General features: G+C 63.5%; 1 protein-coding gene. It reads left to right on the top strand.

The window, feature by feature from the left end:
- The first annotated feature begins 197 nt into the window (after positions 1 to 197).
- Positions 198 to 521 (top strand): hypothetical protein, encoded by a 324-nt coding sequence (locus tag DMB66_RS60630; protein WP_125812422.1) that lies wholly within the window; start codon positions 198 to 200, stop codon positions 519 to 521.
- The last annotated feature ends 125 nt before the right edge of the window (positions 522 to 646 follow it).

Consider the following 646-nt stretch of genomic DNA (forward strand, 5'->3'; position numbering starts at 1 on the left):
CCATCAGCGGATCGCCACCACGATCCAGGAAGCATTGGCAGCGTCGGTGCACGAGGCTGCCCGTGCCCGGCAACAGGTATTCGATGCCGTTCCAGGGCTCGACCGTGTCCGCCGATTGACGGCCTCTCCCGACACGCTGTTGCGGGAGATCGGTCTGCTGCGGTGACGATGACATCCACAACGGGCGGGAGCCGACGATGATGACACCGACAGGCGACGAGGTCGAGGCCTCGATCCAGGCGCTGCATCGTGACGCCGGCGTGTGGTCTGGGATGGCCAACCAGTTGGACGCGTTCGGCCAGGTCGCGCGGGGCCTTTCGCTGAGTTCGTTCGAGTTCAGCGGGCTCGGTCATCTGGCCGGACTGGACGAGATCTACGCCTCGTTGCAGGAGCGGGTGGTCACTCTCCTCGACCAGGGCAGCACGAACTTCGACAACATCGCGGGTGCGTTACACAAGTCCGCCGATGACTACGACCAGGACGAACGTAACGCCGTCCACCGGCTGAAGAACGTGTACTGAGGGGAACGGCAAGTTCATGGCTGCTGCTGCCGGTGCGATACTCCGAGAGCGAGTTCCGCGAGATGCTCGCCAAAGCGGAGACGCTGATCAACGACGTCAACGCCAACGTTTCGAGCCTGTTCGAC

Source organism: Actinoplanes sp. ATCC 53533, from assembly GCF_003947245.1.

Bases quoted from the DNA above. Each gene is read 5' to 3' on its own strand.
- DMB66_RS60630 (WP_125812422.1), top strand. From the start codon at position 198: ATGATGACACCGACAGGCGACGAGGTCGAGGCCTCGATCCAGGCGCTG.